This window comes from Pseudonocardia sp. TRM90224, assembly GCF_021245725.1.
GTDB lineage: Bacteria > Actinomycetota > Actinomycetes > Mycobacteriales > Pseudonocardiaceae > Pseudonocardia.
Genome location: NZ_JAJGSX010000022.1, coordinates 121,045 through 144,250, shown reverse-complemented (window position 1 = coordinate 144,250; position 23,206 = coordinate 121,045). Strand labels below are relative to the sequence as shown.

Here is a 23,206-nt window from a genome sequence, read left to right as displayed (position 1 = left end):
GGTGTCCTCGCAAGGCGCGCGGATACGGCGATACCGCTGTTGTATCGACGTGTCCGCGCAACGCCGCGAGGGCGCCGTCTGGACGCCGCGCAGTAGGTCCCAGTCGTTCAGGGCGCTCCTAGCTCGGGATCACCGCGCCGTTCTGGATCGGGTTCGCGGGAATGGTCGTCCTGACAGCGATCGCGTGGCGCGCTTTCAGCCCGGCGCTGATGAACGACCCCGCGCCCGTTCCAATCGCGACGGAGTAGCGGTCGGTGATCAATTCACCGTATCGGGATACCCCGATCGGACGTTGTATCGACCGTGAGCACCCAGCGCAGCCGACGGCTGCCCGCCCGCATCGCCCTGCTTGCCGTGATGGTCGCCGCCCCGCTCGTCCTCTCCTCCGCCCCGGCGTTCGCCGCCGGTGACGAGGACGCGGTGGTGGCACTCGTCAACGACGCACGCGCGGACGCGGGCTGCGACCCCGTCACCATCGACTCCCGCCTGACCACGGCGGCCAGCAAACACGCGCAGGACCAGGAGGAGAACGGCAGCATGTCCCACGTCGGCTCCGACGGCTCGTCGTTCGGCGAGCGGATCCGCCGCGAGGGCTTCAACTACCGCCGCGCGGCCGAGAACGTCGCGATGGGCACGACGTCACCGCAGCGTGTGATGGACCTGTGGATGAAGAGCGAGAGCCACCGCGCCAACATCCTCAACTGCAATCTGGAGAACATCGGCGTCGCCCGTTCGGGGCGCTACTGGACGCAGGACTTCGCCACCGAGAAGTGACCTTCGCCGGCGGCGCGCGGATCGCGTAACACGCCTTCCGCGCGCCGCGATAGGCGAACACGTGAGCGACCGAAGCACAAGCACCAGAACCGGTCGGCCAACGAGCGAGTCGGCAATACCCCAGCCCCGTACGCCGTCGGCCGAGCACCCGGCCACATCCACCCAGTTCCTCGACGCGCCCGTGCCCCCGCCGCCGTCGACGATCCCCGCGCTGCGGCCCGTCGAGCTGCCGGAGCGGGCACTCTCGCCCGACCCGCTGGACCGCCCGTTCCCGGCGCCCCAGCGCTCGACGCCCGGCAAACCGAGACGCGGCTGGCGCTTCTGGCGTCGCTGACCGCAAACTTCCCCACCGTTTTGCCTACTTGCACACCCAAAATGGTGTGCAGGTTGGCAAAACGGTGGGGAAGTTGTACGTCAGGTCGAGAAGATCATGTGGGCCCAGCTCTTCTTCTTGTGGTGCCCGTGGTGGGACGAGCCCCACGCCGGCGCGCCGTAACCGGGGGCGGGCGGCGCCGCGTAGCCGGGCTGCGGAGGGGGCGGCGGGGCCGCGTACCGGGCCTCCATCTGCGCGAGGTGCTCCAGCTCGCCGTAGTCGAGGAAGACCCCGCGGCAGTTGTCGCACTGCTCGATCTGCACGCCGTTGCGGTTGTACGTCCGCATCGTGCCTCGGCACTTGGGGCACTGCATCCGAGAACCTCCCCCTCAGCACTTCCATGAGCTGGCGAGCCTAGCGTCGATCCTCGCTCATGCGTACACATGCATCGACGAGAAGGACGTCCGTTTCGTCCATTTCAGTGCTCCCAGCTCGAACGACGGCCTGTGCGGCCAGGCGGATGACGGCAGCACGGGCGGGCGTGTCCAGCACGGGCCACGGGTCACCTGTCGCGGGGACCGCCGGGCCCTCCGCTGCTCGGTAGGCGTCGAGGAAGCGCGCCCACAGCACCGGGTCGAGCAGCCCGACCGCGTAGAGCGCCGCCGGCCGGGCAAGGTCCCAAGCCGGGTCGCCGAGGCCGAGGTCGTCGACGTCGATGAGCCGCCACCCGCCGTGGTGGACGACCTGCCCGAGGTGCCAGTCGCCGTGCACCACCGCGCTCCCGCCGTGCGGCAGGCCGAGTCCGCGGAAAGCCCGCCGCACGGCGTCGGCCGCGGAACCCGTCCCCATCCGCGTCACCGCCCGCTCGACGCCGGCCGCGAACCCGGCGGCGGGAACGTCAGCGGGCAGCGCACAGCGGTGCAGCCGGGCGAGCAGCTCGGCTCCTTCGACCCAGGGGGCGCTGTCCGGGTCGGCACCGGCGACCGTCTCGGCGGCAGGCCAGACGGTCACGAGCCGGTCGCGCACGTGCCGCACGCCGCCGACCGGCGGGAGCCAGACCGGCCCTGGTTGTTGACGATCGGCGACGAGCCGCAGCCGCGCCGCGAGCGCGTCCGGATCGGTGCCCACCGCGTGCGCCTTGACGACGACATCGCCGACCCGCACGACGAGCCGCCCGGCTCGCTCGGACAGCACGACGGGGTCGACCGCTGTCGGAGCCGCCTCGCAGCCGACCGCCGTCAGCGCCTCGACGAGCTGCTCACTCGCGGACGCTGTCACGGTGCCGGACGATCTCCAGTGCCTGGTCGGCGTGCAGGTCGAACTTCGTCTCGCTGGCCACGGAGCCGGCGAGCGTCCGGTCGGTGTCGATCACGAACGTCATCCGCCGGGTGTGCAGCCCGCCAGGAAGGAAGCTGCGGTACGCCCCGAACCGCTTGGCGATCACGTTGCCGGCGTCGGAGAGCAGCGGGTAGCCCAGCGAGTGCGCGCTCGCGAACGTCCGCTGAGCCTCCAAGCCGTCGCTGCTGATCCCGACCGGCTGCGCGCCCAGCTCCGCGAACTCCGCCGCGAGGTCGCGGAAGTGGCAGGCCTCGCGCGTGCAGCCGCCGCTGGAGGCCACCGGGTAGAAGAACAGGACGACGGGCCCGTCGGAGAGCAGCCCGTACAGCGAGCGGGACGTGCCCGTCTCGTCGGCCAGCTCGAAGTCCTCGACCAGGTCACCGGCTTTCATCGACTTCCTCCTGGGGATGGACGTTCTGGTGGAGCGCGACCATCGTCGAACCCCACCAGACCGTCGCATCCCCGAAGCAGTCGGGGTGCCGGTTACTCGTACTTGAAGTAGTAGTAGCCGTTCGTGTGCAGGAAGCACGGCTGGGTCTTGTACTTGTAGCGCGAGGCGTACAGGCGGCGGTCCGAATCGCACGCCGGCCACGTGGTGTACGGGCCGACCGTCGTCCACGCCGTACTCGGCGGTTGCGCCACGGCGGCCGTCGACTGGACCGTCGACTGGACCGTCGACTGGACCGCCGACTGGGCCGGCACCGCCGCGTTCGCCGGACCGCTCAGCACGGCCGTGGTGGCCAGTGCCAGCCCAATGGTGACAATGAATCTCGATCGACGCATAGAGCGCTCCCTCTCCCCGGGCAACCGTTCATCAAGGATCGATAACAGCACTTACCGAACATTCGCGAGAGCGCTCTCTTCGGTAAGAAGATAGACCACAAGTGGATCTGCGACAAGCCCCGATGGACGTACCGGGACGCGAGGCACTCAGTCCGGGATGGCCTCGGGGTCGTCGCCGGGCAGCAGGAGTTCCGGGATCTGGGCGAAGCGCCAGCCGTCCGCGGTCCTGGTCAGCGTCCACACCAGGTCGTACCGCTCGTCCGGCCACTTCTTCGGCGGCTTCGGGGTGACCGCGCCGAAGGAGTCGACGATGTCCGGTATCCCGCTGTGCTGCCACGAGATCAATGCGGTGCCCGGCTCGCCGAGCACCTCCTTGACGAGGCGCTCCTCCTCGCCCTTGCCGAAGTCGGTGTGCACCGGCACACCGAGCGCGGCCGAGAGCGGTGCGACCGTCTGCCGGGTACGGAGCCCCTCGCCGTCGTCGGTGGCACCTGCCGCGTAGATCACCCCGGGGCGGCTCAAGCCCCTCGGCGGAGATCCGTGCACCGGGGCGAACAGATCGACCAAGCGGCGTGCTCGCTCCCACCCGGTCGCGGTCAACGAGCCGCCGTCCTCCCGGCCGTGCTGGTCGATGCCCTCGTCCGGGCCGTCCGGCTTCTCCGCATGCCGGATGATCATGACGACGTCGGGACCGCTGCTCGCGGCCCTGTCGCGCGAGGGCGACGGTGACGGCGCACTGCCGCAGGCGGCCATGAGCGCCGACGCAGCCAGCCCGATCGTCGCCAGCCGCAACGCCGAGCGGACCAGCCCGCTGCTCACGGGAACACCGCCCCGCTCAGGAGGCGGCCTGCGGCGGCGTGAAGTAGCGACGCAAGGTCTGGTGCCACGGGTTGGATGGTAGGTCCGGGCGCAGCGCGGCGATGCCGACGCAGTACTTGCTCACCGATGCCGGCCGCACGCCCAGCTCGCGCAGGAACCGGTCGACCGCGCTGCCGCGGTGGCCGCTGGACTTGCTCTCCACCAGCACGTGGGTGCCCGTGTCGCGAACCGCGCGGGCCGGGTCGTGGCAGACCAGGCTCACGTCGCAGGTCAGCCGGGCGTCGCCGGCACGGGTGACGAAGGTGGTGCGCCGGTATTCGGTGATCACCGAGGGCGCCAGTCCGGCCGGCAGCTCCTGGTGGTGCGCCGATTCCAGCGCGGCCGCGAGGTGCGCCAGCGCCGAGTCGGTGAGCTCCGCGCGCCGATCGAACGGATGCGGCACCCGCTGCTTGATCGTCTCTCCGCGTGTGCCGGAGAGCTTGACCTCGAACATGCAGAGCCGGGTGTCGGTGTAGGTCCGGGTGCGGGCCTTGAACCGACGGCGCCGGCGCTGCACGTGCGCGCGGTAGGCGGACAGGTCAGCGGTGTCGAAGTACACCGACTCGTAGCCGAAGTCGCGCTGCCCACCGATCTCGAGCACCCGCAGCTCGTCGGCCATCCCGCGCACCAGCCGGCGGAACACGTCCGCCGGCACGAAGTACTTGCAATCCACCCGGGTCTGCAGTTCGGCCATGGCGTTGAGCTCGGTGAGCCCGATCGGCTCGACCAGCGCGCCGGCCGCGACCACCGCGCGCTCCGCGGGGCGCGCGCGGGCCGGGCCCCTGGTGCGCCGGCCGCGACGTGGCGCCTGCAAGGTGGGGGCACTCATGACTCCACCACCACGACGTGCCCGTCGAGGCCCGGCTCGACGCGGTCCGCACCGCCGTCGGCCGCGCGGCTGTACCGGACGTCCACGACCATCGTGTCCCGCACGTAGTCGATGTTCTTGACCTGGTGGGACTGCACCCGGCAACCCAGTCGACGCTCCAGGTCGGCCACCAGCGCCGCCTCGTCGGCGTGCACGACGTCCAGGATGATCTCGAGGCGATGCCCCTCGGGGACGGCGTCCGCAACGGGCTGCCCGGCGCGGTACCGCACGTCGACGACCATGCAGCCGCGCACGTGGTCGACCACGTTCACCTCGTGGTGGAGCACGCGCCCGCCGAGCCGGCGCTCCAGATCGGCCACCAGCGCGGCGTCATCGACGTGCACGACGTCCAGGGTGATGTCGGTCCGCCGGGTCCGGTCTCGGAGACGCTTGTTGTCGGCGACGAGCATGGTCAGCAGCAGCAGGACGTTGATGCCCAGCGTCAACCAGCGGTCGGCCAGCGCGATGCCGTTGACCAGGCCCAGTACCAGCGCAACGAAGTAGTAGGCCACTTCCTGCTGGGTCACCGTGCTCGACCGGAGCCGGATGATCGACAGGATCGCGAACAACCCGAAGCCCAGTGCGAGGTCCACCCGCACCGAGGCCAGCAACGACATCGCCACGAAGATGCCGACGTTCAGCGCGACGTAGGCCAGCAGGAGGTCCGCGCGCCGATGGCGGCGGAAGTACAGGCCGTAGGCCAGCAGGAAGATCGCGACCATGTCCGCGGCCAGGCTGATCGCGTAGTCGACGTACGCCCCGAGCATTGTGGAACCTCCGTTGTCGTCGGTACCGCGCTCGCAAGACGCCGGCTCGTACCGCCTCACGTATACGCCAGTTCAGCTCGCGCTAACCCTCGCGTTGCCAGTAGCTAACCTGCGATCCACCTTCTACGTGGGAATCCTTGTCGTCAAGCAACACGAACTGATGAATCGGGGCACCTTCACCACATTCCGCGACGACACACCCGGCACTCGGGCGGATCTTGCACTGAAACTCCCTCAATCCGGTGAGGAAATTGACGCGTGGTATCGCGGCGCATTCTCGGATTCGGCGATCGGTGTGATCGGGACGCCCGATGTGGGCCGGTCGGGCTGCGCAGCGGCGGTCACCGGCCCTCGGGGACGTCCTTGCGGGGTGGGAGCGGGAGGAACCCGCTGGTTCGGCGGACGTACTCGGCGTAGCCGGGCCGGCGTTGCCCGATGCTCGATTCGAGCAGCTTCGCGCCGGTGCCCTTGACCAGCAGCCATGTCATGATCGCCGCGCCCACCAGCCCGATGAGGCCGGCGGCGTGGTGCAGCGCGAGCACGGTGAGGCCCCACCAGACGGCCGCGTCGCCGAAGTAGTTGGGGTGGCGGGTGTAGCGCCACAGGCCGCGGTCCATCACCTTGCCGCGGTTGTCGGGGTCGGCGGTGAAGGCTGCGAGCTGCGCGTCGCCGACGGTCTCGAACACGAACCCGACCACCCACAGGAGCACGCCCAGCACGGTGATCAGCAGCGTGGCCGTCCCGTCGGCGAACCCGTACTGGCCGAGCTGCACGGGGAGCGACACCACCCACATGATCACGGCCTGCGGCACGTAGACCTTGCGGACGAGGTGCGCGACGGGGTTGCTCTTCGCCCGGTCCCGGATCTCGACGTAACGCGGGTCCTCGGGCTTGCCGCGGTTGCGCCGGGCGATGTGCCAGCTGAGCCGCAGCCCCCAAACGCAGGTCAGTGCCGTGATCAGCCAGCGCCGCCAGCCGTCGCCGTACCCCTCGGACGCGACGAGCGTCGTCACGGCGACGGCCGCGAACCCCAGACCCCATGCGACGTCGATCCCGTCGTGCCGGCCGCCGCGCAGCCCGACCGCGACGCCGAGCGCGGCAAGGAACACCACGACGATCACCACCGCGGCCACCCAGAAGTTGGTGAGCGCGGCGCCCCACGGGAATGCCGTCATGCCGACATCCTGTCGGGCTGCCGGCCCACCGACCAGCCGTCGGCCGGGACGGGCAGCCCCGACGACCCGTCGGCGGCGGGCCGCACCATCAGGATCTGGTGCACACCCATCCGGTTCTCCGCGAACGCCAACGAGGCACCCGCCAGGTACAGCAGCCAGACGCGGTACTGCTCGTAGCCGATGAGGTCGATCGCCTCCTCGGCGCGTTCCTGCAGCGTGTCGAGCCACGGGCGGACCGTGCGGACGTAGTCCTCGCGCAACGACCGCACGTCGACCACCTCGAGCCCCGACGCCTCCAGGATGTCGAGCGTGGACCCGAGCGGGCGCATGAACATGTCCGGCGCGACGTACCGCTCCATGAACGCCCCGCCGCCCGGCGCGGAGTTCACCCCCGCCGCACCGCGGGACATCTGCTGCAGCAGGAGCCGTCCCTGCGGGAGCAGCAGGCGGTGCAGCTGCGCCGCGTACACCGGGTAGTTCCGCTCGCCGACGTGCTCGCCCATCTCGATCGAGGCGATCGCGTCGAACGGGCCGTCCACGATCTCGCGGTAGTCCTGCTGGCGGATCTCCACCGACGTGGACAGGCCCAGCGCCTCCACCCGGGCCGCGCCGAACGCCCGCTGCTGCGCCGAGAGCGTCACGCCGACCGCGTGCACGCCGTACTCGGTGGCGGCGTGCACGAGCAGCGACGCCCAGCCGCACCCGACGTCGAGCAGCCGCATTCCGGGACGCAGGTCGAGCTTGCGGCAGATCAGGTCGAGCTTGTCGCGCTGCGCATCCGCCAGCCCGTACCCGGCCGAGGGCTCCTGCGTCCAGTACCCGCACGAGTACGCCATCCGCTCGTCGAGGAGGAACTCGTAGAAGGTGTTGGAGAGGTCGTAGTGGTGCGCGATCGCCGCCTTGTCCCGGCGGCCGGTGTGCAGCCGCCCCGCGAGCCGCGCCTCCGAGGTGGGCGGTGCGGGTCGGGGGCCCAGCGCCCCGACCCGCACCGCGAGGCCGAACGCACGGAGCAGCTCGCCCGGTCCGACCCGGCGGCCGGTGGGCGCGGCGGACCAGAACCGCGAGAGGCCCTCGGCGATATCCCCTTCGACGTCGAGCTCGCCGGCGACGAACGCCCTCGCGAGGCCCAGCTCCCCCGGGTTCCACAGCAGCCTGCGCAGCGCGCGGCGGCGCCCGACGACCACCGTCGGGCCGTCGGCCGGTCCGGCGGAGCTGCCGTCCCACGCGGTGATCCGCACCGGCACCGGCGCCCCGAGCAGGCGCTCGACGAGCGCGGCGAGCTGCGGCGCGACCGGCATCACAGCGCCGCTCGTTCGGCCAGCGAGAGCTGGAAGGCATCGAGGTAGCCGACCCGGAACCCCGCCTCGCTGTAGGCCAGGTAGAACTCCCACATCCGGCGGAACGTCTCGTCGAACCCGAGCACGGCGACGTCGTCCCACCGGTCGAGGAACGTCCGGCGCCAGTGCGCGAGCGTGTGCGCGTAGTCCGGTCCGAGGCTGCGCCGCTCGACGATCCGCAGCCCGGTGTGCGCCGCGACGTTCTCCTCGATCGCGGTGACCGACGGGATCAGCCCGCCGGGGAAGACGTACTTGTGGATCCAGGAGTAGTCGTGCCGCGCGGCGAGCATGCGGTCGTGCGGCATCGTGATCGCCTGCAACCCGACCCGGCCGCCGGGCCGCAGCAGCCGGTCGATCGCGGCGAAGTACGTCGGCCAGTACTCGGCGCCGACGGCCTCGATCATCTCGACGCTCACCACAGCGTCGTAGCTGCCCTGCGCTTCCCGGTAGTCGCGCAGCAGCACCTGCACGCGGTCGGCAACGCCCGCAGCGTCGATCCGCTGCTGCGCGAGCGTCGCCTGCTCCGCCGAGATCGTCAGCGTCGTCACCCGCGCGCCGCGCTCGGCCGCACGGATGGCGAGCGCGCCCCAGCCCGTGCCGATCTCCAGCACGTGCTGGCCGGAACGCACGCCGGCCATGTCGAGCACACCGTCGATCTTGCGCAGCTGCGCCTGCGCGAGGGTGTCTGCCGGCTCGGCGAACCACGCGGCCGAGTAGGTCATCGACTCGTCGAGGAACGCGGCGAACAGCTCGTTGGACAGGTCGTAGTGGCGGTGGACGTTGGCCCGCGAGCCGGTCGGGGTGTTGCGGTCGGCCGCGGGTGTGCGCGCTTCCGCCAGCCGGCGCCCGACCTTCTGCAGCACCGGCGGGATCAACGTGGAGAGCGTGGCGGCGAAGGGCGTCAGCAGCTCGGCGAGCTGCGTCGACGTCCAGTCGCCCGCCATGTACGACTCGCCGAAGCCGATCTTCGAGCCGGCCCCGAGCCGGTGGAAGAAGGCCTTCGGACGCACGATCCGCATGACGGGCCCGCCGGTGCCGATCCGCTCGCCGCCGGCGAACACGACCCTGACGGGCAGCGGCGCGACGGCCCTGCGGAACAGCGCCTCCGCGATCCGCGCCCGCGCCGGGGAGTGCGGCGGCGTGGCCAGCCCCGGCCACGTCACCCGGGCCGGGCCTGGCGCGATGTCGTGGTTCGGGCGTGTGGTCGGTGAAACGCTCATCGGGCACGCTCCTTCGTCTTCTGCTGCCGCGGCGTGACGGGCAGGCCCCGCAGCCACAGCGCGATGCCGTGGCGGCGGATCAGTGCGGTGGTGCGGTGTGGCATCAGCGGGTGGCGCAGGAGCATCCGGGCCAGCGCGCCGGCGGTGGCCGGCCGCCGGTCGCCCGTGACGGATGCCGAGAACGCGACCCGGCCGTGCTGGTGCAGCGCGACGGAGATCGCGAGCGTCTCGCCGGGCAGCGGCACCGACATCCGGTACGTCCCTTCGACCTGCAGGAACGGCGAGACGTAGAGGTCCTTCTCCACCTCGGCGCGGCCCGCGTGGTCGGGGTGCAGGAGGTAGCGGTGGCGCTCGCCGTAGGTGTTGTGCACCTCGGCCACGACGCAGGCGAGCAAGCCGCTGGGCGCGTAGCACCAGAACACGCTGATCGGGTTGAACACGTACCCGAGCAGGCGGGCGTTGGCGAGCATCAGCACGCGCCCGCCGTTGAGCTCGACGCCCTTCGTGGCGAGCCAGCCGTCGAGGTTGCCGCGGATCGTGCCGGCCGGGTCGCCCGCGTGATCGCGGGCCTGGAACCGGGCGAACGGACGCAGCAGGCGAGGCATCGACGGCAGCGCGTCGAGATCGACGAGCCAGAGGTAGCCGCGGTGCCGGAAGGAGCGCTCCAGCCGCTGCGTGCGCGAATGCCGGATCGTCACGTCGTAGAGGGCGGTCACCAGCACACGCCGAACGAGGCAGCGGCGCGGACGCTGGACGCGCATCCGTCCTCGTGGAACCCCCAGCCGTGGTACGCGCCCGCGAACGCGAGCCGGCCGTCGTCCAGTGCGGGCAGGTCGCGTTGGGCGGCCACCGACTCCGGCGTGTAGACGGGGTGCTCGTAGGTCATCGTCGCGACGACCGACCGCGGGTCGACGCGGTCGGCGCCGTTGAGCGTCACGACGTAGTCGTCCGGTTCGGCCAGCTGCTGCAGCCGGTTCATGTCGTAGCTGACCAGCACCGGCCCGTCGGCGGCGCAGGCCGGCTTGAGATAGTTCCAGGACGCGCGGGTGGTGCGCGGCAGCAGCGAGGTGTCGTGGTGCAGCTGCGTCACGTTGCGCGAGTAGGTGAAGGCGCCGAGGGTCGCCCGCTCGGCGTCGGTCGGCTCGGCGAGCAAGCGGAGCGCCTGGTCGGGGTGCGTGGCGAGGACGGCCGCGTCGACGACGTGCGCGGTGTCGGCGTCGTCGCGGATCTCGACGCCGTGGGCGAGCCTGCGCACGGCCCGCACCGGCGTGCCGACGTGCACCGCCGAGAGCTGCTTCGCCGCCAGCTCGACGTAGGTGCGCGAGCCGCCGACAACGGTCCGCCACTGCGGCGAGCCGCCGACCGCGAGCATCCCGTGGTGGCGCAGGAACGTGAACAGGTAGCGCGCGGGGTACCGCAGCGAGACGGCGGCGCCGGCCGACCAGACGGCGGAGACCACCGGGATCATGAAGTGCTCGGTGAAGTAGCGGGAGTACCCGCCGACCGCGAGGAACGCGCCGAGCGTGATGTCGCCGGCCCGCTCGTCGTCGACGATCCTCGCGGCGTGCCGGTGGAACCGGGAGACCTCGCCGAGCATCCGCAGGTAGGCGGGGCTGGTGGCGTTCGCGAGCCGAGGGAAGAGCCCGGCGAGACCGCGCGCACCGGCGTACTCGAGACCGCAGCCGTCGCAGCGCACGCTCATCGACATCTCGGCCGGCTGGGTGGCGACGCCCAGCTCGCGCAGCAGCCGCAGCAGGTGGGGGTAGGTGCGGTCGTTGTGGACGATGAACCCGGTGTCGACGGCCGCCGTGCCGCCGTCGGTCGCCACGACGTCGTGGGTGTGCGCGTGGCCGCCCAGGCGGGGCTCGGCCTCGAACAGGGTGACATCGTATCGACGTTGCAGCAGGTAGGCGGCCGTCAGTCCGGCGACACCGGCACCGACGACCGCAGCGGTCGGGCGGCTCATCGGCCCGTTCGGGTCATGGATCGGCTCCAGGTCGTCGACCGGCCGCGAGCGCAACGCGCAAGCCGCCGGGGGCGGGTTGACGCATGGCATTCGCGATGTCGCGGTCCTCCGGTTCGAGGCCTGTGACGCCCATCACAAACCGGCGGACCAAACCGTGCCAGTCGGCCGACCTGGTGATCATGAAGTGGCCGGCGCCGTGGATGTCGAACCGGGCGATCCGGTCCGTCACGGCCGCGGCACGCAGCGCGTAGTCGTAGGAGGCTCGCGGGCTCGTCCAGCGTTCCCGGTCGCCGTGGGCGATGAGCACCGAACGGTCGGCGAGCTGCTCGACGGGATCGGAGCCGTCCAGCCACGGGGCGAGCGCGCACACGGCCGTCACCTCGGGGGCCCCGGCGGCGCCGAGCGCGGCCCGGCCGCCCATCGAGTGCCCGACCAGCACGACCGGACGTCCCGGGTGGCGCTTCGCGAGCTCCGTGATGCCCCACTCGGCGTCGAGCTGCGCGTCCTTGCGCGGCGCGTTCCAGCCGCGCACCCGGTACCGCAGCAGCTGCACGTCCAGCTCGGGGCGGCGGGCGAGCATCGTGGCGAACGGCAGCATCCGCCGGTAGGCGAGCCGCTTCGGCTCACCGCTCTCGGTGCTGTTCGCGCGGCCGCCGTGCAGCACGAGCACCAGCGCGGCAGGATCGGCCGAGGAACGACCGATCGGGTCGAGACGCGGCAGTGCCGCCATGGTCATACCTCGGATCGTCGGGGACGGGGGCCTCGATTACAGTCTGCAGCCCGGTCGAACCGTTCCGGCCCGGATGTCGAATGCTCTCGTGTGAGGACGCTGCTGGTGGCTGACGAGGCCCATGGCTCGAACGCACCCGACCGGCTGGGACTCGATGTGCCGGCGAGCGACGGTGAGCTCGTCGCGTCGGTCGCGGGCGGCTCGTCCGCAGCGCTGGCTGCCCTCTACGACCGGTACGGGCGGCGGGCCTACTCGCTGGCCGTGCGGATATGCGTCGACGAGAAGATCGCGGAGGACGTCGTGCAGGAGGCCTTCATCGCCTTCTGGCGCGACCCCGGGCGCTTCGACGCCGCGCGGGGCCAGTTCGCGTCGTGGTTCCTCACGCTGGTGCACCACAAGTCGGTCGACGCCGTGCGCAGCGAGGAACGCCTCCGCAGGCACACCGGGCCGGCCGCGCCCGACGAGCCGTCGGAGGGTGGCGCCGACACAGCGGCGCTCGACGCCGTCACGGCAGGCCAGGTGCGGTCGGCGCTGGCCGATCTGCCGGCCGACCAGCGGCGGGCGCTGGCACTGGCCTACTTCGCGGGCTACACCCAGCGCGAGGTGGCAGCGTTGACCGGGGTGCCGTTGGGGACGGTCAAGTCGCGGATGTTCAGCGGCATCCAGCGGTTGCGCAACCTGCTCGGCCCGGTGACGGGTGACTCCGAGACCTTCGACGGGGGCCCGGCATGAACGACGAGACGTGCGACATGGAGGGGCAGGCCGTCGCGTACGGGTTGCACGCGCTCGAACCCGACGAGGAGGCCGCGTTCGAGCAGCACCTGCCCGGCTGCGCCGCGTGCCAGGAGATGGTTGCCGAGACCGAGCGGATCGCCGGGGACATCGGCGCCGCGGTGCCGCAGCTCGACCCGCCGGAGCGGCTGCGCGACTCGATCGTCGAGCTGGCCGAGCGGACGCCACAGATCCGCCAGACACCGCCGGTACCGCCGACGCCCCGGCCGCCGGCCCGCGAGGAGCAGCCGCCCGCCGCGCGGCGCCCGCCGCAGCGGCAGGACGAGCGGCGCCCCGCCACCCGAGGACCCCGACGACGGCGGATCGTGGCGGTTGCGCTCGCCGCGGCAGCCGTGCTCGCGTTCGGCGGGCTCGGCGCGTACACCGCGGTCGTCCAGCAGCAGCGCGACGCGCAGGCCGCTCAGGTGCAGGCGATGGCCGAGGCGATCGTCGGGCTGGTCTCGACCCCGACCACGCACGCCACACTGCACTCGTCGCAGGGGGGCCACGCCGTAGCCGCGGTCATCGCGGCTCAAAGCGGACCGATCGTCGTCGGCCCCGGCCTGCAGCCCAACGGCGGCGACACCACCTACGTGCTGTGGGGCATCGCGGGCGACCCGGCCGGCGCCGCGCCGGAGCCGCTCGGTGCGTTCGACGTGACCCGCGAGCAGCCCATGCAGGCGCTGCACTCGGAACACCCGCTGCACTACACGGCGTACGCCATCTCGCTCGAACCCGGCCGCGTACCGCCGACCACCCCGACCGAGCTCGTCGCGCAGGGCCCCGTCGCGCAGTGAAGTTCCCCACCGTTTTGCCAACCTGCACGCCCTCCGGGGTCTGCAGATAGGCAAAACGGTGGGGAAGTTTCGTCAGCCGGGGAAGTGGGCGGCCAGCCTGCGGCACAGGTCGGCCACCGCGGCGTCGTCGCCTCGTGGCGCGCCGGGCCATTCGTCGGCCCGCGACCAGTTGAACTCGGCGGGCGTGCCCCGGTGCCGGACGTAGACGTGCTCGTGGAAGTGCTCCATGCCCTGGTTGATCACCGCCGCGTGCACGAACTCGACATCCAGCTCCGCACGCAGCGCTGCCGCGAGGCGGCGCACCGCCAGCCCGACGGCCGCCGCCTCGGCATCCGTGAGCCCGTCGAGGTACGCGGCGTGGCGCTTGGTCTCGACGATGACGTGCCCGAGCGCGACGGACCCGCCGACCGGCGCCGCGTGGCACACGTACACCAGCTCGTCCTGCCACACGAGGGGCGACACGAGCGCTCCCCGACCGGCCAACGCCGCACAAATCGCACACCCCATGGCCGCACACAGTAGGCCGTCGACAACGACGTTCTGGTCATTTGTTAACGCTCACAACAGCCAAAACGTCGTTGTCGACGGGCACCTTGCCGCGCCGGGCGTGGAATCCTTCCGCTCAGCGGAAGGCGGCGCAGACAGGGCCGGGACGAGGTGCCGATACTCCCTGCCCATGTCAACGGATTCGACGTCGAACCCGCTCCGCTCCTGGGTCGCACCCCTGTGCTGGACGGCGGTGGCGCTGGAAGGTTTCGACCTCGTGGTGCTCGGCGTCGTGCTCCCATCGCTGATGCAGGAGCCGTCCTGGGGGCTCGACCCCGCGAGCGGCTCGCTGATCTCGGTGGTCGGCCTGCTCGGCGTCATGATCGGGGCGCTGGCGATCGGTGCGATCACCGACGTCATCGGCCGGCGCCGCACGATGCTGATCACCGTCGTGAGCTTCTCGATCTTCACGGCGCTGTGCGCCGTCGCGCCCGACCCGTGGACGTTCGGGGCGCTGCGGTTCCTCGCCGGGCTAGGGCTCGGCGGGGTGCTGCCGGTGGCGATCGCGATGGTCAACGAGTTCTCCAAGGGCGGGCGTCCGGGCAGCGCGACCACGACGCTCATGACCGGGTACCACGCCGGCGCGGTGCTCACGTCGCTGCTCGGGATCATCGTGATCCCCAGCCTCGGCTGGCGGGTGATGTTCGTGCTGGGCGCGCTCCCGGCGCTGGTGTTCGTGCCGTTGCTGCTGCGGTTCCTGCCGGAGTCGAGCGACTTCGAACGGTCCCGGGTCGAAACGTCTTCCCGCAACCCGGTGTCGGGGCTGTTCCACGGCGGGATGCTGATGGCGACGATCGCGTTCTGGGTGGCGTCGTTCATGGGGCTGCTGCTGGTCTACGGCCTGAACACGTGGCTGCCGTCGATCATGCGCACCGCCGGCTACCAGCTCGACGCCGCGCTGGCGCTGCTGCTGGTGCTCAACGTCGGTGCCGTGCTGGGGCTGCTGGTAGCAGGACGGGTGTCCGACCGGATCGGGGTGCGCCGCTCGGTGATCATCTGGTTCGCGGCCGCGGCGGTGTTCCTGGTGCTGCTCACCGTCCGGCTGCCCGGCATCGGGGTCTACGTGAGCGTCCTGCTCGCCGGCGTCTTCGTCTTCAGCTCGCAGGTGCTGGTCTACGCCTACGTCAGCCAGACCTATCCCGCCGTCATGCGCGGCACGGCCGTGGGCAGCGCCAGCGGGGTCGGTCGGCTCGGCGCCATCACCGGCCCCGTCATCGGCGGCGCGCTGCTGACCGCGGGCCTGGCCTACCCCTGGGGCTTCATGATCTTCGGCGCGGTCGCGGCACTGGGAGCGGCAGCGATCGCGACGGTGCCGGTCGGAGCTGGTAGCCCGGTCCGGTAGCCCCCTGTCCGGTAGCGCCTGTCCGCTAGATGTCCGGTTCGTGGCCTTGAGGGGCCTCGGGTGGTGCCCGAGAGTCGTCGACACGTTCGTGGACGACTTGCGGGGGGACTCACGTGACGGCTGCGGTGTGTCGACCACGTGTGCTGCCGGGCATGCGGCACGTGGTTGCGGTGCTGGTGCTGCCGGCCGCGTCGGCGCTGGACATCGCTGTGCCGGTTGAGCTCTTCGACGTCCATGCGGCTGCCGCCCTGCCGTACGAGCTGCGGATCTGCGCCGTCGAGCCCGGGAGCACGCTGGTCGTGGGGCGGTTCGCCGTCGAGGCGACGTCCGGGCTCGACGGCATCTTCAGCGCTGGCACGCTGCTCGTGCCTGCGGCCGACCCGGCCACCCGGCAGCCGGTTGCGGTGCTGCAGGCGCTGCGGCACGCCCACCTGCGGGGTGTCCGGATCGTCGGCGCCGGGACCGGGGCGTTCGCGTTGGCGCAGGCCGGGCTGCTGCGCGGCCGCCGGGCGACGACGCACTGGTTGCACGCCGACGAGCTGGCCCGCCGCCATCCCGATGTCGAGGTCGACCCGTCGACGCTCTACACCGGCGACGGGCGCGTCATCACGGCCGCGGGCGGGGCGGCGACGCTCGACGCGTGCCTCGACCTGATCCGCGCCGACCACGGAACGGCCGCCGCCAACGCGATCGCCCGGCGCATGCTCACGCCACCGCACCGGACGGGTGACCGGCCGCAGTTCGTCGCGGCACAGCTGCCGGAACCCGACGACGACATCTCACGCCTGCTCGACTGGACGCTCGCGCGGCTCGACCAGCCGCTGAGCCTCGCCGACCTCGCCCGCCAGGCGAACATGAGCCAGCGCACCCTCGCCCGCCGGTTCCGGGCGCAGCTGGGGACGACGCCGCTGCAGTGGCTGCTCGGCAAGCGCATCGAGATGGTCAGGCAGTTGCTCGAGACCACGAGCGAGCCGATCGAGCGCATCGCCCGGCGCTGCGGGCTCGGCAGCACCGGGAACCTGCGCCAGCAGTTCGTCAGGGCCACCGGAACCGCCCCGCTCGCCTACCGCCGGACGTTCCGCGCCAGCGCAACGACCCGCTGACCGCAAACTTCCCCACCGTTTTGGGCACATGCGCGCGTTTTCGGCGCGCATCCACCCAAAACGGTGGGGAAGTTCGGTCAGCTTGCGGTCAGTTCGGGGAGGTGGGGCAGCTCGACGGCGGTGCCGCGCAGCAGCTGGTCGACCGTCGACGGCAGCACCGCGCGCTGGACGGCGTCCATCCGCTCCGCGGTGATCGTGCCGGTACCCATGGCCCCGGTCAGCGGTGGCGCGACGAAGTAGGCCGCCGCGTCGCCGAAGGCGTTGTGGCCGGCACCGGCGATCGTCGCGACCGCGCTCGCCGGTGTGTGCTCGCGACGGGCCGCGTACCAGTCGGCGTACCCCGGCGGCAGGTCGTCGGCCGCGCACGGGCTGCGCACCGCGCAGCTGCGCTCGGACCCGAGCAGGAGCTCCGGCTTCGCCGTCGCTCCGGCAGGCAGGTCGGGCTGCGGGCCGTCCACGTTGATCGATCCGACGCACCGCGGCTCGCGCGCGCACGCCAGCACGGCCGCTCCGCCGCCGAGCGAGTGCCCGGCGAAGACCACGCGGCTGGTGTCGGCGTTCCCGGCCAGCTCGTCGAGCACCGCCAGCACATCCGCGGCGCCGGCCTCCATCATGGCGTCGAACCGCGCGGGCTCGGGCGCCGCCGACGACGTGCTCGTCAGACGCCGACCGTCGACGACCCGCGCCGGCGTGCTCTCCGGCACCACCATCGCGACGACGTGCCCCCGGCTGGCCAGCTCCTCCGCGATGGTCGTGTACATCCACGGCGCCGACTCGTACCCGGGCGCGAGCACCACCGCCGGGAACCGGCCGGCAGCAGGCGCGGGGTTCAGCGCCGCCCTCGCACGGACCGCACCCACGTCCTGCACCAGCCAGCCGAGCCCGACCGGTGGGGGCAATGTGCCGAACCAGCCGTCCGGCACGTACACCGCCACCGGGGCCGCCGCGGCGGCCGCCGGCTCAGCGGGGTACCAGATCCACACCGCCCTGCGCGGCTCGGCGCCGACGGTCGTGATGGTCCGCCCGACAGCGTGCGTACCGGTCGGGGCGGGCAACACCAGCTCGCGCGAACGCAGCACCCCGACCACCGCGAGGTACCCCAGCAGCAGGCCGAGGACGACCCCCACCGCCAGCACCACCACCCTGGGTCCGGCCTTGCGCCGGACCGGCTGCGCGACGACGGTCATCGACCGCTCGGGACGGCCGCGGCCACACGCTCCGCTTCAGGGGTGCTGACCAGCAACTCGTCGTACCCGAGTGCGCCCGCGGTGACGTCGTCGAGCACCAGCCGCACCGCCGGCACCCACCGCCGCACGCTGACGAACCGGCGGGTGCCGGTCCCGAGACCCCACCGTCCGACCTTCAGCACACCGGTGACGACGAGCCCGGAGCGCCCGCCCGGCGTCGCCGACCACCGGGTCGGCCGCTCGACCACCTCGACGGACCGCAGCCCGCCGCGCGGCACCTCGATCCGCTCCCGGCCACCGGCGAACGGCCGCTCCCACGGCGCCAGCTCCACCGTCACGGCCAGCTCTCCTACGTGCACCTTCGCCATCACGTCCCCTGTCCTAAAGTGATCCCGACACCTGCATTATTACCAGAAATGGAAACAGTCGTCGAGATGGCACCCACCCCCTCGCTCGTGGATCTGCTGCACCACCCGGTCCGGTGGCGGATCGTGCAGGCGCTCGTCGGCCGCCCGCAGACCACCGGGCAGCTCGCCGAGCTGCTGCCGGACGTTCCGACGACAACGCTCTACCGGCACGTCGCGACTCTCGTGCAGGCCGGTGTGCTGCTCGTCACCGACGAGCGGCGGGTGCGGGGCACGGTCGAGCGCACCTACACGCTCAACACCGCAGCGGGCGACGCCGACAACGAAGGCGTCGACCGGGAGCGCCTCCGGGCGATGTTCACGGTCTTCATGGCCGGCCTCGCGGCCGACTTCGACCGCTACCTCGGCCGGGAGGTGCTCGACCCGATGGCGGACGGGGTCGGCATGCGGCAGGGCGCGCTGTGGCTGTCCGACGCCGAGTTCGCCGAGCTGCAGGCCAAGCTGCAGGAGGCGCTGGCGCCGTTCATCGAGAACCAGCCGGGGGCTGGCCGCGTACGCCGGATCCTCTCGACGGTCGTCATCCCCGATCCGTGACGGGCGGGCCGCCGGCTAGCAACCGCCCACGCTCCAGCCGCAGCCACCGGTCGATCTTGATCTCGGCGAGGAACCGCTCGTCGTGGCTGACGACCACGAACGCACCCTCGTACGCCGCCAGCGCGCTCTCCAGCTGGCCGACGCTGACCAGGTCGAGGTTGTTCGTCGGCTCGTCCAGCAGCAGCAGGTGCGGCGCGGGCTCCGCGTAGAGGACGCACGCGAGCGTCGCGCGCAGCCGCTCGCCACCGGACAGGGCCCGGATCGGCAGGTGGATGCGCTGGCCCTTGAACAGGAACCGGGCGAGCACGTTCATGCGTCGCGACTGCGGCATCGCGGGGGCGGCGGCGGTGAGGCTCTCCAGCACGGTGCTGTCGAGATCCAGCAGGTCCAGCCGCTGCGACAGGTAGGCGACCCGACCGTCGGCACTCGTGACGGTGCCGCGCTCGGGGATGAGCTCCCCGTTCACGACCCGCAGCAGCGTCGACTTCCCGGTGCCGTTGGCGCCGGTCAGCGCGATCCGCTCGGGTCCGCGGATCACCAGGTCGACCCCGTCGCCCGCGAAGAGGTCGCGGACCACGATCCCTTCGCCGAGGAACACGGTCCGCCCGGCGGGGACGTTCGTCTCCGGAAGCTCCAGCGCGATCGACTGCTCGTCGCGCACGGCCCGGCTCGCCTCGTCCAGCCGCGCCTTGGCGTCGCCGACCCGCGCGGAATGCACGCCGTCGGCCTTGCCCGCCGACTGCTGCGCGTCCCGCTTCAGCTTGCCCGCGACGATCTTCGGCAACCCGGCGCTCTTGATGTTGCGGGCGGCCGTCCCCGCGCGGCGCGCCGCACGCTCGCGGGCCTGCTGCATCTCGCGCTTCTCACGCTTGACGTCCTGCTCGGCGTTGCGGACGTTCTTCTCGGCGACAGCCCGTGCGGCGCGCAGGGCATCGGTGTACTCCGTGAAGTTGCCCCCGAAGAACCGCAGCTCGCCGCGGTCGAGCTCGGCGATGCGGTCCATCCGGTCGAGCAGGGCCCGGTCGTGGCTGACCAGCAGCAGGCAACCGGTCCATTCCTCCAGCACGCCGTACAGCGCGCGGCGGGCGTCGAGGTCGAGGTTGTTGGTGGGCTCGTCGAGCAGCAGCACGTCCGGGCGCTTGAGCAGCTGCGCGGCCAGCCCGATCGAGACGACCTGTCCCCCGCTGAGCGTCGAGAGCCGGCGGTCGAGTTCGAGGCCGGTGAGGCCGAGCCGGTCGAGCTCGGCGCGAGTGCGCTCTTCGACGTCCCAGTCGTTGCCGATGATGGCGAAGTGCTCCTCGCTCGCGTCGCCGGATTCGACGGCGTCGATCGCGGCGATCACGGGCGCGATGCCGAGCACCTCGGCCACGGTCAGCTCGCCGAGGAACGGCAGGCTCTGCGGGAGGTGCCCGAGCACTCCCGCGACCGACACCGAGCCGGCGCTCGGCCGGTACTCGCCGGCGATCAGCTTGAGCAAAGTGCTCTTGCCGGCACCGTTCGGCGCGACGAGCCCGGTGCGGCCGGCGCCGACGGTGAAGGAGAGTTCCTGGAAGACCGGCGTGTCGTCAGGCCACGAGAACGACAGATCGGTGCAGGTGATGAAGGTGTCGGACATGGAACGCCCTTGAGTGAGGCCTGCCCGGGACGGCACCCGGCAGGGAGGAGACTGATCGACGACATGGCTGCTCCAGGTCTCACCCGGAGATGTCGTCGTCTCCTGTCATCACTGCGCTCCTCAACCGATGATCACTCGCCGAGCACTTTATCAGCCGCGCCGACGGACCGCCGTCCCACTTCCGTGCGTCGCGATTCCGTAGCCGCCAGGTTCGCCCGGATCGCAGCGACGCCTGCGCCGAACTCGCCGGTGCGTTCCGTCCCCAGCACGGCGAAGAGATCCAGCGCGCGCCGCCAGTGGTGCCGCGCCGACTCGGCATGGCCCAACGCCCGGTGCGCATGCGCGAGCCCGTCGTGCGCGCGCACCTGGTCGCCGAGCTGCTCCAACCCGGCCGCCAGCCGCAACGCCTCCTCGTGGAGGGCGAGCGCCCTGGACGGGTCGCCGAGGTGCTGGTGCGCCCGCCCGATGCCGTGCAGCGATTCGAAGACGTAGTTGTGGTTCTCCGACTGCCTAGCGAGCGTCAACGCCTGCGAGTAGGTCTCGACGGCCTTGTCGTGGCGGCCGAGCTGCCGTTGCAGCCACGCGATCCCGACGAGCACACCGGTCTCACCGTGCTGGGCCTTGGTGATGCGCGCGATGCGCAGGGCTTCCTCGAAGCAGCGCATCGCCTCGTCGTGCGCACCGCGCAGCCGGTGGGCGTGCCCGAGCCCGCGCAGGGCGTCCAGCTCGAAGAGCCGGTGCCCGACCACCCGTGCGGTCGCCACCGCCTCCTCGAACCGGTCGACCGCGGGGATCCCCTGGGACAGGCTGATCCAGCCCAGCCCGCACGACGCTTCGAGGTCGCTCCCGGCGGGTGTCCGCCCGCGGGCCCGCTCGCGGGCGCGCTCGTAGAAGTGCTCCGCCTTGGCGAACCGGTCCTTCGCGCGGTGCAGCTCGCCCAAGCCGATCAGCGCGCGCACCTCGCCGGTTCGGTCGTCGATGTCGAGCGCGACGGCAAGCGCGCGACGGTAGTGGTCGGTCGCCTGCCCCGGCTGCTCGATCAGCCGGTGGATCGTGCCGAGCTCGACCAGCACGTCGAGCTCTGCGGAGCGGTCCGCCAGTGCGCGAGCGGCGTCGAGCGCGTAGGTGAGCAGCCGGTTCGCCTCCCCGTAGCGGCACCCGACCCGCAAGTGCAGCCCGAGCACGCCGGCGAGGTAGATGACGTGGTCGTCCCGCCCGCCGCGCGCGAGGTCGAGGATGTTCTGCAGCTCCGCGTCGAGCCACCCGACCGCGTCGGGTTCGTTCCCGAACACGACGTCGGACGCCCCCTCGGCGTACGGCATCGGCCGCCGGTCGCGCTCGTACGGATGCACGAGCTCCATCGCGGCCGACGCCGCCGCGCAGTAGTGGTCGGCCAGCCGGTCGAGCGCGGCGGCCCGTTCGGCGTCGGGGTCGACACGTGCCGAGACGCCTGCGGCATGTGCGCGGGTGAGGTCGTGGAAGCTGAAGCGCCCCGCCACGGGCTCGTCGAGGAGATGCGCGTCGAGCAACCTCTCGACCAGCCGCTCCGTGTTGCCTATCGAGGAGTCGACGAGCGCGGCGACGGCGGCGATCGCCATGTCCGCGCCCGGATGCAGCCCGCACAGCCGGTAGAGCCGCCGCTCGGCCTCGGCCAGCTGCTGGTAGGAGAGGTCCAGCGCAGCCGTGACGTTCAGCTTGGCGCCCGCGTCGAGCTCCGCCAGCCGGTGCCGGTGATCGACGAGTCGCTCGATCAGGTTCTCGGCCTTCCACGTCGGGTGCGAGCGCATCCGCGCCGCCGCGACCCGGATCGCCAGCGGCAGCCGGCCGCACAGCTCCACGACCTGCGCGAGCTCTTCCGGCGGCTCGTCCAGCATCCGCGGCTTCCCGACGGCGCGGGTGAGCAGCTCGACCGCGTCGACGGGCGACATCGGACCGACCGAGAGGGCGCGCACGCAGTCGAGGCCGCTGAGCCGCCGCCTGCTCGTGATCACGACTATGCAGCCGGGGCCGCCCGGCAGCAGCGGCGCGACCTGCTCCTCCTCCACCGCGTTGTCCAGCACCAGCAGGACCTTGCGGCCGGCGAGGTGGCTGCGGTACATCGCGGCGCGCTCCTCGACCCCGGCCGGGATGCGGTGGCCCTGCACGCCGAACGCGCGCAGCACGCGGTCGAGCGCCGCGGCCGGACCGACCGGGTCGATCCCGTCGGTGAACCCGTGCAGGTCGAGGAAGATCTGTCCGTCGGGGCAGCGGGCGGCGACGCGGTGCGCAACCTGAACCGCGAGCGTCGTCTTGCCGATACCGGCCATTCCGTCGATCGCGGCGACGACCACCGCTCCCGGGTCGGCGACGACGAGCCGCTCCAGCTCGGCGATCTCGGCGAACCTGCCGGTGAACGCGGGCGACGCCGCGGGCAGCTGGCGAGGGACCACCCACCCGACCGGACCGCCTGTCCCACCAGGTCCACCCGATCCACCGGGCCCATCCGGTCCACCCGGCCCGGCGGGCCCATCCTGCCCGGCCGGCCCGGCCGGCCCGGCCGAGCCGATCGCGTCGAGCAGCACCGCCTGCTCGGCGGGAGCCAGCTCGAGCGCCGTCATCAGCAGCCGGACGGTTGTGCTCTGCGGCTTCCGCGACGACGCTCCCGTCTCCAGCCTGCGGACCGTCCGCACGTTCAGGCCGGCCCGCGCGGCCAGCTCCTCCTGCGTCATCGCGCGGCGCTGCCGCCACGCGCGCAGGAGCGAGCCCGCGGTCATGCCA

26 protein-coding genes are annotated in these 23,206 nt (G+C 72.1%); 7 read left to right on the top strand and 19 right to left on the bottom strand.

From position 1 onward, the window contains the following. Positions 1-118: 118 nt before the first annotated feature. Positions 119-262: a hypothetical protein gene (locus LL648_RS27165; protein WP_232665573.1), complete on the bottom strand. Its 144-nt coding sequence runs from the start codon at positions 260-262 to the stop codon at positions 119-121. A 41-nt stretch (positions 263-303) separates the two neighbouring features. Between LL648_RS27165 and LL648_RS27160 the strand changes: the two genes are divergently transcribed. Beyond that, positions 304-774, top strand: a complete 471-nt coding sequence (locus LL648_RS27160; protein ID WP_232665572.1) for a CAP domain-containing protein — start codon at positions 304-306, stop codon at positions 772-774. A gap of 181 nt (positions 775-955) precedes the next feature. Beyond that, positions 956-1,108 carry a hypothetical protein gene (locus LL648_RS27155; protein WP_232665571.1) on the top strand — a complete coding sequence of 51 codons (153 nt, stop codon included), beginning with the start codon at positions 956-958 and terminating at the stop codon, positions 1,106-1,108. Between the two features lie 80 nt (positions 1,109-1,188). On the opposite strand, the gene LL648_RS27150 is transcribed toward LL648_RS27155, so the two are convergent. From LL648_RS27150 to LL648_RS27090, 13 genes are all read right to left on the bottom strand, one after another. Next, positions 1,189-1,461, bottom strand: coding sequence for a TFIIB-type zinc ribbon-containing protein (locus LL648_RS27150; protein WP_255686541.1), 273 nt, complete (start codon positions 1,459-1,461; stop codon positions 1,189-1,191). Between the two features lie 40 nt (positions 1,462-1,501). Then, positions 1,502-2,365: a phosphotransferase family protein gene (locus LL648_RS27145; protein ID WP_232665569.1), complete on the bottom strand. Its 864-nt coding sequence runs from the start codon at positions 2,363-2,365 to the stop codon at positions 1,502-1,504. Next, the gene (locus tag LL648_RS27140; RefSeq protein ID WP_232665568.1) at positions 2,346-2,816 is read right to left on the bottom strand and encodes a peroxiredoxin; all 471 of its coding nucleotides are present in this window, start codon (positions 2,814-2,816) and stop codon (positions 2,346-2,348) included. The genes LL648_RS27145 and LL648_RS27140 overlap by 20 nt, the downstream gene beginning before the upstream one ends. A gap of 92 nt (positions 2,817-2,908) precedes the next feature. Further along, positions 2,909-3,208 carry a hypothetical protein gene (locus LL648_RS27135; protein WP_232665567.1) on the bottom strand — a complete coding sequence of 100 codons (300 nt, stop codon included), beginning with the start codon at positions 3,206-3,208 and terminating at the stop codon, positions 2,909-2,911. A 147-nt stretch (positions 3,209-3,355) separates the two neighbouring features. Continuing rightward, the gene (locus tag LL648_RS27130; protein WP_232665566.1) at positions 3,356-4,027 is read right to left on the bottom strand and encodes a histidine phosphatase family protein; all 672 of its coding nucleotides are present in this window, start codon (positions 4,025-4,027) and stop codon (positions 3,356-3,358) included. Positions 4,028-4,043: 16 nt separating this feature from the next. Continuing rightward, positions 4,044-4,895, bottom strand: coding sequence for a polyphosphate polymerase domain-containing protein (locus tag LL648_RS27125; RefSeq protein ID WP_232665565.1), 852 nt, complete (start codon positions 4,893-4,895; stop codon positions 4,044-4,046). Then, a complete protein-coding gene (locus LL648_RS27120) occupies positions 4,892-5,701 on the bottom strand; it encodes a DUF4956 domain-containing protein (protein ID WP_232665564.1) in 810 nt (269 codons plus the stop codon). Before LL648_RS27120 ends, LL648_RS27125 begins: the two co-directional genes overlap by 4 nt. A gap of 341 nt (positions 5,702-6,042) precedes the next feature. Next, on the bottom strand, positions 6,043-6,876 hold the full coding sequence (locus LL648_RS27115; RefSeq protein WP_232665563.1) for a DUF1295 domain-containing protein: 834 nt from the start codon (positions 6,874-6,876) through the stop codon (positions 6,043-6,045). Further along, positions 6,873-8,174 carry an SAM-dependent methyltransferase gene (locus LL648_RS27110; protein ID WP_232665578.1) on the bottom strand — a complete coding sequence of 434 codons (1,302 nt, stop codon included), beginning with the start codon at positions 8,172-8,174 and terminating at the stop codon, positions 6,873-6,875. The genes LL648_RS27115 and LL648_RS27110 overlap by 4 nt, the downstream gene beginning before the upstream one ends. Then, on the bottom strand, positions 8,174-9,433 hold the full coding sequence (locus tag LL648_RS27105; protein ID WP_232665562.1) for an SAM-dependent methyltransferase: 1,260 nt from the start codon (positions 9,431-9,433) through the stop codon (positions 8,174-8,176). Before LL648_RS27105 ends, LL648_RS27110 begins: the two co-directional genes overlap by 1 nt. After that, positions 9,430-10,149: a DUF1365 domain-containing protein gene (locus tag LL648_RS27100; RefSeq protein WP_308190408.1), complete on the bottom strand. Its 720-nt coding sequence runs from the start codon at positions 10,147-10,149 to the stop codon at positions 9,430-9,432. The genes LL648_RS27105 and LL648_RS27100 overlap by 4 nt, the downstream gene beginning before the upstream one ends. Then, on the bottom strand, positions 10,146-11,399 hold the full coding sequence (locus LL648_RS27095) for an NAD(P)/FAD-dependent oxidoreductase (RefSeq protein ID WP_232665560.1): 1,254 nt from the start codon (positions 11,397-11,399) through the stop codon (positions 10,146-10,148). The genes LL648_RS27100 and LL648_RS27095 overlap by 4 nt, the downstream gene beginning before the upstream one ends. Before the next feature lie 13 nt (positions 11,400-11,412). Then, a complete protein-coding gene (locus LL648_RS27090; protein WP_232665559.1) occupies positions 11,413-12,135 on the bottom strand; it encodes an alpha/beta fold hydrolase in 723 nt (240 codons plus the stop codon). A 99-nt stretch (positions 12,136-12,234) separates the two neighbouring features. Between LL648_RS27090 and LL648_RS27085 the strand changes: the two genes are divergently transcribed. Beyond that, positions 12,235-12,861, top strand: a complete 627-nt coding sequence (locus LL648_RS27085) for an RNA polymerase sigma factor (RefSeq protein WP_232665558.1) — start codon at positions 12,235-12,237, stop codon at positions 12,859-12,861. After that, complete coding sequence (locus tag LL648_RS27080) at positions 12,858-13,697, top strand: anti-sigma factor (protein ID WP_232665557.1); 840 nt, start codon at positions 12,858-12,860, stop codon at positions 13,695-13,697. Before LL648_RS27085 ends, LL648_RS27080 begins: the two co-directional genes overlap by 4 nt. A gap of 72 nt (positions 13,698-13,769) precedes the next feature. On the opposite strand, the gene LL648_RS27075 is transcribed toward LL648_RS27080, so the two are convergent. Beyond that, a complete protein-coding gene (locus LL648_RS27075; protein ID WP_232665556.1) occupies positions 13,770-14,159 on the bottom strand; it encodes an HIT family protein in 390 nt (129 codons plus the stop codon). 214 nt (positions 14,160-14,373) lie between these two features. Here LL648_RS27075 and LL648_RS27070 point away from each other — a divergent pair, with 214 nt between their 5' ends. Further along, on the top strand, positions 14,374-15,585 hold the full coding sequence (locus tag LL648_RS27070; protein ID WP_232665555.1) for an MFS transporter: 1,212 nt from the start codon (positions 14,374-14,376) through the stop codon (positions 15,583-15,585). Positions 15,586-15,737: 152 nt separating this feature from the next. Beyond that, on the top strand, positions 15,738-16,688 hold the full coding sequence (locus LL648_RS27065; RefSeq protein ID WP_232665554.1) for a GlxA family transcriptional regulator: 951 nt from the start codon (positions 15,738-15,740) through the stop codon (positions 16,686-16,688). A gap of 77 nt (positions 16,689-16,765) precedes the next feature. Here LL648_RS27065 and LL648_RS27060 read toward each other — a convergent pair whose 3' ends face one another. Beyond that, entirely contained in the window at positions 16,766-17,875 is a 1,110-nt protein-coding gene (locus LL648_RS27060; RefSeq protein WP_232665553.1) for a hypothetical protein, read from the bottom strand. Next, complete coding sequence (locus LL648_RS27055) at positions 17,872-18,243, bottom strand: hypothetical protein (RefSeq protein ID WP_232665552.1); 372 nt, start codon at positions 18,241-18,243, stop codon at positions 17,872-17,874. The genes LL648_RS27060 and LL648_RS27055 overlap by 4 nt, the downstream gene beginning before the upstream one ends. A gap of 66 nt (positions 18,244-18,309) precedes the next feature. Between LL648_RS27055 and LL648_RS27050 the strand changes: the two genes are divergently transcribed. Further along, positions 18,310-18,834 (top strand): helix-turn-helix domain-containing protein, encoded by a 525-nt coding sequence (locus LL648_RS27050; RefSeq protein WP_232665551.1) that lies wholly within the window; start codon positions 18,310-18,312, stop codon positions 18,832-18,834. On the opposite strand, the gene LL648_RS27045 is transcribed toward LL648_RS27050, so the two are convergent. Beyond that, the gene (locus tag LL648_RS27045) at positions 18,818-20,449 is read right to left on the bottom strand and encodes an ABC-F family ATP-binding cassette domain-containing protein (RefSeq protein WP_232665550.1); all 1,632 of its coding nucleotides are present in this window, start codon (positions 20,447-20,449) and stop codon (positions 18,818-18,820) included. The two genes, LL648_RS27050 and LL648_RS27045, sit on opposite strands and share 17 nt — an antisense overlap. A 131-nt stretch (positions 20,450-20,580) precedes the next feature. After that, complete coding sequence (locus LL648_RS27040) at positions 20,581-23,202, bottom strand: ATP-binding protein (RefSeq protein ID WP_232665549.1); 2,622 nt, start codon at positions 23,200-23,202, stop codon at positions 20,581-20,583. Positions 23,203-23,206: the final 4 nt, after the last annotated feature.

Coding starts and splice junctions, on each gene's coding strand:
- LL648_RS27150 (WP_255686541.1), bottom strand. CDS start 1,461: ATGCAGTGCCCCAAGTGCCGAGGCACGATGCGGACGTACAACCGCAAC.
- LL648_RS27140 (WP_232665568.1), bottom strand. CDS start 2,816: ATGAAAGCCGGTGACCTGGTCGAGGACTTCGAGCTGGCCGACGAGACG.
- LL648_RS27135 (WP_232665567.1), bottom strand. CDS start 3,208: ATGCGTCGATCGAGATTCATTGTCACCATTGGGCTGGCACTGGCCACC.
- LL648_RS27125 (WP_232665565.1), bottom strand. CDS start 4,895: ATGAGTGCCCCCACCTTGCAGGCGCCACGTCGCGGCCGGCGCACCAGG.
- LL648_RS27120 (WP_232665564.1), bottom strand. CDS start 5,701: ATGCTCGGGGCGTACGTCGACTACGCGATCAGCCTGGCCGCGGACATG.
- LL648_RS27115 (WP_232665563.1), bottom strand. CDS start 6,876: ATGACGGCATTCCCGTGGGGCGCCGCGCTCACCAACTTCTGGGTGGCC.
- LL648_RS27110 (WP_232665578.1), bottom strand. CDS start 8,174: ATGCCGGTCGCGCCGCAGCTCGCCGCGCTCGTCGAGCGCCTGCTCGGG.
- LL648_RS27105 (WP_232665562.1), bottom strand. CDS start 9,433: ATGAGCGTTTCACCGACCACACGCCCGAACCACGACATCGCGCCAGGC.
- LL648_RS27095 (WP_232665560.1), bottom strand. CDS start 11,399: ATGAGCCGCCCGACCGCTGCGGTCGTCGGTGCCGGTGTCGCCGGACTG.
- LL648_RS27090 (WP_232665559.1), bottom strand. CDS start 12,135: ATGACCATGGCGGCACTGCCGCGTCTCGACCCGATCGGTCGTTCCTCG.
- LL648_RS27080 (WP_232665557.1), top strand. CDS start 12,858: ATGAACGACGAGACGTGCGACATGGAGGGGCAGGCCGTCGCGTACGGG.
- LL648_RS27070 (WP_232665555.1), top strand. CDS start 14,374: ATGTCAACGGATTCGACGTCGAACCCGCTCCGCTCCTGGGTCGCACCC.
- LL648_RS27065 (WP_232665554.1), top strand. CDS start 15,738: ATGCGGCACGTGGTTGCGGTGCTGGTGCTGCCGGCCGCGTCGGCGCTG.
- LL648_RS27060 (WP_232665553.1), bottom strand. CDS start 17,875: ATGACCGTCGTCGCGCAGCCGGTCCGGCGCAAGGCCGGACCCAGGGTG.
- LL648_RS27055 (WP_232665552.1), bottom strand. CDS start 18,243: ATGGCGAAGGTGCACGTAGGAGAGCTGGCCGTGACGGTGGAGCTGGCG.
- LL648_RS27050 (WP_232665551.1), top strand. CDS start 18,310: ATGGCACCCACCCCCTCGCTCGTGGATCTGCTGCACCACCCGGTCCGG.
- LL648_RS27045 (WP_232665550.1), bottom strand. CDS start 20,449: ATGTCCGACACCTTCATCACCTGCACCGATCTGTCGTTCTCGTGGCCT.
- LL648_RS27040 (WP_232665549.1), bottom strand. CDS start 23,202: ATGACCGCGGGCTCGCTCCTGCGCGCGTGGCGGCAGCGCCGCGCGATG.